Here is a 9643-nt window from a genome sequence, read left to right on the forward strand (position 1 = left end):
TTGACAGCACCACCACCACGAATGATGACAATCAAGTCAGGAGGTGTTTTGTATTCATTGGCCCACTGTCTTAATCCTTGGCTTAAAGAAGCAATGATACTTGCTGCTGCTGTATTACCTTGAAATGTTGCTGAGTGATAGATGAATTCACAGACCCCAGCTTTATGCAGAATATCAGCATCCTTCCTAAAGTCTCCTAATCCTGCAGCTTGTTCAGGTGCAATGACGAGAACTTTGTTGATGTCAAATGGTGTAGGGAGCTTCTTATTCTTGTCAATCAAGCCATCTTCTGTGAGTTGCTTTACGATCTGTTGGTAACGTCTCGCAAGATCACCGAGCGTAAAGCTTGAATCAATGTCTTCAATGTTTACTGAGAACCCATATTGTGGGCTAAAGCTGGCTTTGACTTTAATCAGAACATTCAGGTCCTTTGACAGCTCCATTCCACTTTCGTTCTGAAACTTGTACAGAAGCTTAGCTGCAGTGGACTTCCAAATGGTTCCTTTACAAGATGCAATGACTTTATCAGTGCCCTCTTCTTTTTCAGCAAGTTCTAGGTAGCAGTGACCACTCTTGGTGTTCAGGCTTCTAATTTCAGCTTTAACCCATACAGGATCACCAAAGGAAATCTTTACGATCTCTTGAACTGTTTCGAGGTATTCACTGAGGGAAAGCTGTTGATCAGGCATACTTAGTTTTTATGAATTGTAATTGTCAAAGACTATAGAAAGTTTGGCTTATAGGCAAACACCTATAGGTTATGAAGTAATAATGCCACTTCATGTATCGCAAGTCATGCCGGTTAGGGCAGTGACGATAGAAACCAAAAAAGTGGCTAACATTTCAACTAAAGGTCTTCAATGGCTACTCGAATCCTGCCTTGTTGTGCACGAGATTCGACAAGCTGATTCAGCTCTGCATCTTCTCCTTGGTTCATTACTCGATACACAGTAGCTACCCCACAACCAACAGCTTTCGCAATTTCCTGCTTAGTCATGTTATTTGTAGCAAGCAACTCCTTGATTCTTTTGTGCTTGGCTTCATTTGGTTTCTTACCTGATGGTTTGTACCCTGAACGCTCTAAGCCTTGCTTGATCCTTTCTATACGTTTCTCGTTATCCAAACGAGCCATAGTAGCAAGTAGATCAATCAGCATATTGTTGATGAGATCTAGGATCGAACTTGTAATACTGTCATTGGTTTGGATTAGTTGATGAGTAGTCGGAAGGTCAGCAACTACTAAGCGAAGCCCCTTCTCTTGGATTCTACGCTTAAGTTCTTGGAAGTCTGCTTGGCTTAGACGGGACAGACGATCAACGCTTTCTACCAATAACGTGTCGCCTTGGTTTGCTTCTGTGAGCAACCTGTTTAGTTCAGGACGATCCAACTTCGTCCCTGAGAAATTCTCAATATAGGTAACCGATTCACCTAACTCGAGCCTTTGGTTTAAGTCATCTAATTGGTTTAGTGCTCTCTGTGCATCTTGATCTTTGGTTGAAGCTCTTAAGTAGATTCTAGTCGTCATGGTTTATCATTTGAGATTATTGACTATACTACAATGATACAGCTATCATTTAATCAACATAACAACTCTAATGATATTTCGTTGTAACTAACTGTTTCCTTATCATTCGGGTATAGTCCAATGATAGAACACTAGTCATGGTTGTAGGGGCAGAGCGGGAACTTTGCCCCACTTTTATAACCAATTTGAAACAGTTGTTACTTCAACAAAGGATGACCTTGAGGGACCATCATTTTAATTTAGTTGCTATTTAATTGCTGATTAGTTGCTATTTAGTTGATATAATATCCTAAAGTTTAGGATATGGATATTTTAATGAGCGTTCAATCGAGATTATCAAAAAATGCGTGTAGATTAATAAAAGCCGCGCAGTCCATTATTTTTGTTCGCTGGCAAGCAGACAGCGGGACTCAAAAAGTCGTAGCACTGGCACAGATGGCGGAATGGCAGCACCCATTGATTCTATGTGCTGGCGATGGTTTTTGGGATGCTCATGACTTTGACAAAGCAAAGCGTTCTATCAAGCGACACAACAAAGGCATAATTTTTATTGATAGACGCGATTTTATTTTTAACGATCCGTTAGAGCTATCGAAGCTATAGCAGAGCTGACCGCAGAAAGAAAAAACTATAGTCTTTTAATAAAAAAGCATGACTAAAAGCCATGCCTTGGGAATTCGTATAACGTGTAGTATGTTAATTTTAGGGAAACTTAATTCTATAGGTGATACCAATGGATAAAAAGATAGAAGAGAAAACTAAAGATATTAATGAAAAAATTCAAAAATTGGATTTAGCTATCCAAGAACTAATAGAAACTACAGACAATTTTTTTATTAATGATAAGTACTATGGAATTGAATGTGCTTTTATTTTAGACCATGCACTAAATATTAAAATGCACTTTTTCAACAAGTATCCAGCATTTGCACCACCTCACTTACGAGGAGTAGAAAATTATGATCGAATTATACATATTAGAGAAAATAATCCTGAAGATAAGCTAGAACAAATTTCTCCTCTTAAAGACTAAATTTTCTAATCGCGTACTTAGAAGCCCCTATTATTTAACATAATGGCTGTTATGCGAAACGACAGAGAGCTACCAGCTCTCGTTTTTTGTTATGGAAACTGCTAAAATTCAAATACGCCATTGACGTATAAAGAGTCCATGTTATTTATTGAAACCAGCATCTTTACCAAGCAAATTAAAGACCTTGTATCTGATGAGGAATATCGTCAACTTCAGCAAGATCTTTTGGTACAGCCTGAAACGTCCGGTGCTTTACAAGCCTGAACGATCTGCTGTTTAAATTCAGCACAGTATGTTCTTCGTTTTTTCGCAAGAGATGCGATGGATGTCTGATGATTTGTAGTCATAAATTTAAGTCCCCACTTGTTTCTAAGTGGGGACTAAATTAAGGCTTATAGGATGAATTCAGAAGGTGTGTTCAGCGGACGCTTACCAATGATGCCCCTCTAAAATTATTCAATTATCTGAAAATCATTGAGATCTGCCTGAATAGATTTTGGATTATTTGCATTTACAAATTCTGCATTTGTATACAACCAGCCGATTTGACCTTGCTGATTAAAACGTTTATCCAAATATTTCAGTATAGGAGTATTTGAGAAGATATCCTCTGAAAATACTTTAAATTCTCCTACATCTAGCTCTTCACTATCTTTCATAAATAATAAGCCATTTTTTTTAGTGGCAGATATATCTAAAGAGCGACTAACTAAACGATACCCATCTTTAGCCTGAGCATTTATCATATTTTGCAATGCTAAAGTACTTTCAAGTCTTGAACTCTCTGTTGGATAGTCTTTGTATCGATATGTGTAAGTACCATTATGTTTGCTACTATTTACACAAGTTGCTATTTTAGGTTGATTTTCTTTATTATCTAAAATTTCTGCACGATTTCCTGTAAAGTATTGTTTAAATTGAATAATGCGACAACCTTTTTGACCTAATTCATTAAGTACATTAATTAGTTGATTAGTGTCAACAAGTGGGGAAAGATACCCACTATCATAAGTGTATGATGCATTATCATTTTCATTTTTTAAAAAATAGTCTTTAAAATTTAAGTCGGTAGAAGGCCTTACAGAATGAAGAAATTGGTATCCAGATTTTCCATTCTCATTCAGCTTACTTAACCATGAAAAATAGATATTGCTAACAGAGCTTGCAGTTCGATCAGAAACAATAGCAGAGTAACGAGTATTCTGATTAGCTAACTTCATATAGCTATTTACAGTTTTATTTCCATACACCTTATTATTGTATGCGACAATTTTATATCCTTTTTGCCCCATTTCATTAAGCTGAGATAGGAATGCAGCACTACTGGTTGAATTAACCGCATCTACATTTAAAAAATTTGCTGTTGTAATAAGGGTCTTAGGTTTTTCTGCAGTAAATAATCCGACATTACTTTTTACATAACAGCGATTATCCTTGTAGGGGTTAGATATAGAATTCCTTTCTAACTTAATGTAAGCAGGATTATTACTAGTTGAGTTAATAATACAAAATGAGTCATCATCTAAAAATGTTAAGACTCTATTCTCTTCTGAGGTTGTGCTATATTTTTGATATTTAATAGGATAGTAAAAGAAGTTATCATATTTGATACCAGTTTGAATGTCTTTTAGTATTAGATCTCCGAGTAATTGATAACGCTTGCTAACTAATTCACCTCCACACGTTTTTAATGATGAATTATATTGAGAATATTGAATACCTTCATTACTAGCTTCTACTGAATTATCCCCAGTTTTAAGAATTTCAATCTGAGCTAAATTACAATCAGAAATACCTAAATTAGATGAGCCTTGAATCCACTCTCCAGCCAATTTATCCGCTACTGTTGTTGGTGTTGGTGTTGGTGTTGGTGTTGGTGTTGGTGTATTGGAATTATCTGAGCTGTCACTGTTACAACCAACCAAAGCAGTAATTATTACAGTCACAAAGCCACTTTTAATTATCTTGTTCATAATAAGCTAATCACTAAAAATATTTTTTATAGAGATAGCCATCAAAATTCTGATGGCTATGTTATCACTATGGCTCCATTTCAAGAATTAATGAATTAAATGAGATTCTACCCATCCATTTCCATATTCTGTTGTTACTTCGATTAATCCATTTGAGCTGACATTACCTGCATAAATAATGTCAGAATTTTTAGAAAGCTTAGTTTTTACTTTGCTTGATTTATTAGACGTTTCATACAGCGGTAAGTTGTTTAGTTTTGGGGTTATTTTTTGTCCTATAGTACGTTCAGTATTTGTAGATGTTTCATTATTACCACGAAATTTGGTCATTTCTTTGGCTGTACCTGCTACTTCTTTGGTCGTTTCATTAATTTGACTTAAGGTTCCTCTTAAATCTCTTAAACTGTCAGCAAAGCCAGCATAAGAAGACATTGAACTAGCAAAGATGGTAAACATAAGAATCAGGGGTGAAATTTTCATCATACTTACTCCTTAACGATAATTATTCAAATTAAATACTTTATTAAAAAATGCGAAAATTTAGCATTTTTTATGATATAATACTTAATTAATAGTTGTAAATAGATGAACGTTAAATAGTGAGAGATTAAAAATTCATAGATTGAGAGCCAGGTTGTGAGTATTTTTATTTCACAAGGAATACGAAAATTGATCTGATATAATTTGTGAGGTACTAAAAATAGTGAGAAAATTTCAATTAAAGTTTTACTGCTGTTGGTGTGATGACTAAACTTCCTACTAATGATGCTGAGTTTAATTTAAAGCAAGTGCTTGTACTCATGAATTATCTGAGTCAATGGTTAATTCGTTCTGGTGTTGGATATACAGAATTTTCCGCTGCTTTAAAACCAATTTTTTATCAACAGGCTCTTCAAGAATTAGAAAGGATTGATCAAAAGCCTACTATTTCTGCTATTAGTTTATTATCTGGTCTACACCGTAAGGATGTCAGTGCATATAAAGAGACGAAGCTGGCGGGTAAGCCTTTGACTGAAGCAAATATTTCTGAACCAATTAGTGTTCCTTCTCGGGTTATAGGTTTGTGGTTAGCAGAAGGCTGGGGAGAGTGTTTACCATTCAGTAGTGAAAAAGAAAACAATTTCGAAATTCTGGTAAAAAGAGTATCTACTGAGCGCCATCCTAGGTCTGTGTTAAATGAGTTGATCAGATTAGGCATAGTACTTGAAAAAGACGGTAATATTTTATTGCAAAAAGGACAATTTATTCCTGATCCTTCTTTACAAGAAGCTCGTAAAATTTTAGTTAAAAACTTACAATCCCATTTGGCTGCAGGTTTTCATAATTTATTTGAAAATAATGAGCAAAACTTTTTAGAACAAGCTGTGTGTGCAGATGAATTAACAGAAGCATCTGTTCAGTTTTTACGTGATCAAAGTCTAAAGTTGTGGCACGAATATGCACTACAACTACTAAAGTTAGCTTCTGAAAAATGTGCAGAGGATGAAGGTAAGCTAGATGCTACCAAAACTTTCATATTTGGGGTTTATCAACATGACCGTGAAGAAAATAGTTAAGCTATTTTGCTTTAATATTTTATTTTTAACAATCATTGGTTGTGGAGAGGATTTTAGTGTAGGGGGAGCTAGTCTAGAAGGTACAGGTAATGGGCTTCCACCTCCACCTGGTCTTGGGAATGCTAACGACAGCAATAGTGATGATTTCTTTAAACAGGACCAATATACGTTAAAACTATCTGGGGCTGTAACTGATTTATGTGGTCTAGTCGTTCGCGAAATTCAATTTTTGGATTTATATCAAAAAACAGACTTACGTAAAGATACTTTATATGATCTAAAAATGGATAAAGATAAAGGCACTCCTATAGATATTAAATTATCTTTTCTTAATAATTATTGGGATAAAGTGATATTAGAATATCCTGATTGCAATGTGCCTTTAGATTTTTATAATACTGAAACAAAAGACCAATTATTTCCTGAGATGCAGTGTTCAATTATTAAAAAAGTTGAGTTAATGCCAGATGAAGAGCGTATTTTTCAACTAAAATACAATTTATTTGAACCTGTAAACGGAGTATGGCAGTTAAATAGTCAAGTTAAAATTACTATCCCATCTGATGAACCAGAAGAAGAGTGTGGAGAATTGCAGCTACCATTGGAATTGATAAAAAATAAAAATTTTAATTGATGAAAGAGAGTCTAGTCAGGACTATGCACCACCGTTTTGATACAATTAATCGTGTAGTGAATGATTTAGGTTTAAAGCTCACAGTACAGCACGCTTAAGGCTTTAAAAAATATAGTAAAAATGGGAGATATAAGCTCCCATTTTTATCGTTAAACATTGAATCCTATATGTTTTCCTGTTGGAAGCTCTACATCAATACGGAGCTTCCCACCCATTGCCTCAACATACTTTTTCATGGTTGAAATCTTTAAATCATTACCACGATTTTCTATTGCTGAAAGCGATGGCTGTTTTATTCCCAAAGTTTCAGCAAGCTCTTTTTGAGAAATTTCGAGTTCTTCGCGAATAAGATGAAGCCGATTTTCTAGCAGTAATTCATCTGCCATTTTTTGAATACGGGCTTGGCTCTCTGGAGAGCGGCTAGCTAACAATTCTTGTAGAGTCTTAGCCATTAGATTTATCTCCTAGGGTGGTGAGATTAAGTTGGTATTGTTCATCTGCAATATCTAGCATGTCTTTATAAAAACGCTTTTTACCGCCTTTATCAGCAATACATAGAACAATAGCCTGTCGTAAGGGATCAAATGCGAAGAACGCTCTTAGTGGTCTACCGCGATGTTGAACGCGCAATTCTTTCATATTGGTAAATTTAGACTCATACACAGCATCTACTAAAGGACGGCCTAAATTCGGTCCCTGCTGCTGTAGAACAACCAGGGCAGCCAGAACCTTCTCTTGTGTCGATTCATCTTGCTGTTCAAGCCACTGATTAAATAGATCTGTCGTAATGACTGTCCACATACTACAACCTAAATATAGATTATAGTCTATATTTTAGGGCCATTATGTTTGTTTTGCAAATGAGAAATGAGAGGCAATAAAAAACCCTGACATCCTGTCAGGGTTTTTTATAGTGCGATCTTTGGTAGCTCTGCTATTCTACCTCACTATCCTAGTGTTAGAACTTATCATTATTGTTTTTTGTTCCGGAACATCCTGTTCCTGTATGACTTCATCATAAGTAAAAAAACACAGATCCCCTAGCCGCAAAATCCCTAAATATCTGTGCGCCAGAGCGTACAAACCAGGATAAAAGTTGTCCCGGTTTTATCCGCAGAAATTGGGGATAATTTTTTCCCTGGGTATCTTATGTAATCAGGGAAAATCGCAAAACCGACTACTTTTTAAACAAATTTATTGGCAAGAACTATCAAAAATGATCACAAAAAAGCCGACTTGTTTCCAAGTCGGCTTTTCGGGTTTGCGTCCCCGTTCTCTTATAGCATAACTTTTTGAAATATAACACTATTTATTTTACTGTTATTCACCAATTAAAATGTCTATGCGATAAACCATTTAAAATGTCCTGTTTTTAACCAAAAGAGTCAAGCACAGGATTTAACTTTCTTTGTTCAATATCGGCTTTCTGAGCTTTACGGCTTGGCATATTTTTATTTGTTCTTGAACATTTATTCTGTTTTTCCAATTCTTCATGCTGCTGTTGAATATGTGCCAGAACTGCACCTAACCGTTTATTCTCAACAATCTCATTTTGCTGTAGCCCAGCCAATTTATTAAAGATGCTGTAGTTGAGCTTTCGGCCTTCATGCATGATGGCCACAGTGCCATCCGGGTACTCCAGAAATGAAATGTATTGCCCAACAAGCTTATGATTCAGCTCTATCGGTTCAAGCAGATAAATACACTTGTCATACGTGATGGTTAGGTTCTTCGTGACCTTACGCGGTTCCTGCCAGGTGAATATATCCTCCAGCTCAGCATCAGATTCCGTTAAAGATCGATGCAAGTTCTTTGGGTTTCTCGCACACTTGGTGAACTTCTGGTTGAAATGCTCAATAAAGCAGGGTAGCCAGGCATTGGCTTCGGCAATTGAACTGATGCCTTCCAGACGCATCTCTTTGATCAGACGGTCTTGAATGGTTCTATTCGCGCGTTCTACGCGACCTTTGGCCTGTGGTGAGTTGGCAAAGATAATATCAATGTTTAACTCATTCAGAATCCGGCCAAATTGCGTGATCTTGCTGTCCTGGCTCGATTTCTGGTTCACTCGGAAGACCGAATGTTTATCGCTATAAAAGGCCAGAGGCTTACCGTATTGTTCAATGTAGGCTCGGGTTGAAAGCATATAGTCGAAGGTCGTTTCCGCCTCACAGAAGCGCAGATGTAACAGCTTTCCAGTGGCATCATCGATATACACCAATAAACAGCACTTAGCAGCGCGTCCTTCGAACCAGTCATGATATGAGCCATCAATCTGGATCAGCTCACCGAAGCAATCCCGATTATAACGTGGCTGATATGGACGTTTAAGGCGCTTGGATCGCGGAATCCAGAGGTCATTTGCAGTCATCCAGCGCCGAAGCGTTTCTACCGGGATATTCAGGTCAAATATGCTGCTGAGCTTCTCATGGGCCAAGGTGGGTCCAAATCCCAGCAGATGTTCAGAAATAATGGAAAGACATTTTGATTTTAATAAATCATCATGGCGACGATGACCTGGTTGACCACGACTGGCATGTGCCATACCTGAGACACCATCTTGATTGAGCTTTTGTAATAACCGGGTAATTTGACGGGTTGAAAGATTGAGGATTTCAGCACCACGGACTTGGGTAATACGTTGATCTCGAACGTCTTGCAGAACAGCCTCAAGTGCCTCAATATTGTTTCTGACCAACTCCATGGTTTCGGACCCACTTTAGCGCATGAAAAGCTCACCACCGTACATGGATTCGATCTTTCAGTAGAAACCCTGCGTTCCTGGATGATTGCAGCTGACTTATGGATTCCTCGATCCAAGCGCCTGAAACGCCCGTATCAGCCTCGTTACAACCGGGATTGCTTTGGTGAACTGATCCAAATTGATGGCTCATATCATGACTGGTTTGAAGGACGCGCTGC

At 37.1% G+C, this 9643-nt stretch carries 11 protein-coding genes and 2 pseudogenes; 6 read left to right on the plus strand and 7 right to left on the minus strand.

What is annotated here, in order from left to right; translation table 11 throughout:
- Both HX743_RS14845 and HX743_RS14850 read right to left on the minus strand, forming a co-directional pair.
- On the minus strand, positions 1 to 689 hold a 689-nt coding region (locus tag HX743_RS14845), incomplete at its 3' end, for an exodeoxyribonuclease VII large subunit (protein ID WP_178319590.1).
- Positions 690 to 937: 248 nt separating this feature from the next.
- Positions 938 to 1525, minus strand: a pseudogene (locus HX743_RS14850) (recombinase family protein); the annotation flags it as partial.
- Positions 1526 to 1840: 315 nt separating this feature from the next.
- On the opposite strand from HX743_RS14850, the gene HX743_RS14855 reads away from it, so the two are divergent.
- The 3 genes from HX743_RS14855 to HX743_RS16470 all read left to right on the plus strand — a co-directional run bounded on the left by HX743_RS14855 (position 1841) and on the right by HX743_RS16470 (position 2822).
- Positions 1841 to 2128, plus strand: a complete 288-nt coding sequence (locus HX743_RS14855) for a hypothetical protein (protein WP_070155740.1) — start codon at positions 1841 to 1843, stop codon at positions 2126 to 2128.
- A gap of 130 nt (positions 2129 to 2258) precedes the next feature.
- Entirely contained in the window at positions 2259 to 2558 is a 300-nt protein-coding gene (locus HX743_RS14860; RefSeq protein WP_000358348.1) for a hypothetical protein, read from the plus strand.
- Positions 2559 to 2696: 138 nt separating this feature from the next.
- Positions 2697 to 2822, plus strand: coding sequence for a hypothetical protein (locus tag HX743_RS16470; protein ID WP_256732323.1), 126 nt, complete (start codon positions 2697 to 2699; stop codon positions 2820 to 2822).
- 188 nt (positions 2823 to 3010) lie between these two features.
- On the opposite strand, the gene HX743_RS14865 is transcribed toward HX743_RS16470, so the two are convergent.
- The gene (locus HX743_RS14865) at positions 3011 to 4531 is read right to left on the minus strand and encodes a PT dipeptide repeat lipoprotein (RefSeq protein WP_178319591.1); all 1521 of its coding nucleotides are present in this window, start codon (positions 4529 to 4531) and stop codon (positions 3011 to 3013) included.
- Between the two features lie 87 nt (positions 4532 to 4618).
- Positions 4619 to 5014, minus strand: a complete 396-nt coding sequence (locus HX743_RS14870; RefSeq protein WP_178319592.1) for a hypothetical protein — start codon at positions 5012 to 5014, stop codon at positions 4619 to 4621.
- Positions 5015 to 5274: 260 nt separating this feature from the next.
- Here HX743_RS14870 and HX743_RS14875 point away from each other — a divergent pair, with 260 nt between their 5' ends.
- Positions 5275 to 6087, plus strand: coding sequence for a DUF6502 family protein (locus tag HX743_RS14875; RefSeq protein WP_178319593.1), 813 nt, complete (start codon positions 5275 to 5277; stop codon positions 6085 to 6087).
- Complete coding sequence (locus tag HX743_RS14880) at positions 6065 to 6721, plus strand: hypothetical protein (RefSeq protein ID WP_178319594.1); 657 nt, start codon at positions 6065 to 6067, stop codon at positions 6719 to 6721. The genes HX743_RS14875 and HX743_RS14880 overlap by 23 nt, the downstream gene beginning before the upstream one ends.
- A 149-nt stretch (positions 6722 to 6870) precedes the next feature.
- Here HX743_RS14880 and HX743_RS14885 read toward each other — a convergent pair whose 3' ends face one another.
- The 3 genes from HX743_RS14885 to HX743_RS14895 form a co-directional block, all read right to left on the minus strand.
- On the minus strand, positions 6871 to 7173 hold the full coding sequence (locus HX743_RS14885) for a helix-turn-helix domain-containing protein (RefSeq protein WP_178319595.1): 303 nt from the start codon (positions 7171 to 7173) through the stop codon (positions 6871 to 6873).
- A complete protein-coding gene (locus tag HX743_RS14890; protein ID WP_178319596.1) occupies positions 7166 to 7522 on the minus strand; it encodes a type II toxin-antitoxin system RelE/ParE family toxin in 357 nt (118 codons plus the stop codon). The genes HX743_RS14885 and HX743_RS14890 overlap by 8 nt, the downstream gene beginning before the upstream one ends.
- A 571-nt stretch (positions 7523 to 8093) precedes the next feature.
- Positions 8094 to 9425, minus strand: a complete 1332-nt coding sequence (locus HX743_RS14895; RefSeq protein ID WP_178319597.1) for an ISNCY family transposase — start codon at positions 9423 to 9425, stop codon at positions 8094 to 8096.
- Here HX743_RS14895 and HX743_RS14900 point away from each other — a divergent pair.
- A pseudogene (locus HX743_RS14900) lies at positions 9390 to 9643 on the plus strand (ISNCY family transposase); the annotation flags it as partial. The gene HX743_RS14895 and the pseudogene HX743_RS14900 sit on opposite strands and share 36 nt — an antisense overlap.

Origin of the sequence: Acinetobacter sp. Swhac1 (assembly GCF_013390985.1) — a bacterium.
Lineage (GTDB): Bacteria > Pseudomonadota > Gammaproteobacteria > Pseudomonadales > Moraxellaceae > Acinetobacter > Acinetobacter towneri.

Coding starts and splice junctions, on each gene's coding strand:
- HX743_RS14865 (WP_178319591.1), bottom strand. CDS start 4,531: ATGAACAAGATAATTAAAAGTGGCTTTGTGACTGTAATAATTACTGCT.
- HX743_RS14885 (WP_178319595.1), bottom strand. CDS start 7,173: ATGGCTAAGACTCTACAAGAATTGTTAGCTAGCCGCTCTCCAGAGAGC.
- HX743_RS14870 (WP_178319592.1), bottom strand. CDS start 5,014: ATGATGAAAATTTCACCCCTGATTCTTATGTTTACCATCTTTGCTAGT.
- HX743_RS16470 (WP_256732323.1), top strand. CDS start 2,697: ATGTTATTTATTGAAACCAGCATCTTTACCAAGCAAATTAAAGACCTT.
- HX743_RS14860 (WP_000358348.1), top strand. CDS start 2,259: ATGGATAAAAAGATAGAAGAGAAAACTAAAGATATTAATGAAAAAATT.
- HX743_RS14855 (WP_070155740.1), top strand. CDS start 1,841: ATGAGCGTTCAATCGAGATTATCAAAAAATGCGTGTAGATTAATAAAA.
- HX743_RS14895 (WP_178319597.1), bottom strand. CDS start 9,425: ATGGAGTTGGTCAGAAACAATATTGAGGCACTTGAGGCTGTTCTGCAA.
- HX743_RS14875 (WP_178319593.1), top strand. CDS start 5,275: ATGACTAAACTTCCTACTAATGATGCTGAGTTTAATTTAAAGCAAGTG.
- HX743_RS14890 (WP_178319596.1), bottom strand. CDS start 7,522: ATGTGGACAGTCATTACGACAGATCTATTTAATCAGTGGCTTGAACAG.
- HX743_RS14880 (WP_178319594.1), top strand. CDS start 6,065: ATGACCGTGAAGAAAATAGTTAAGCTATTTTGCTTTAATATTTTATTT.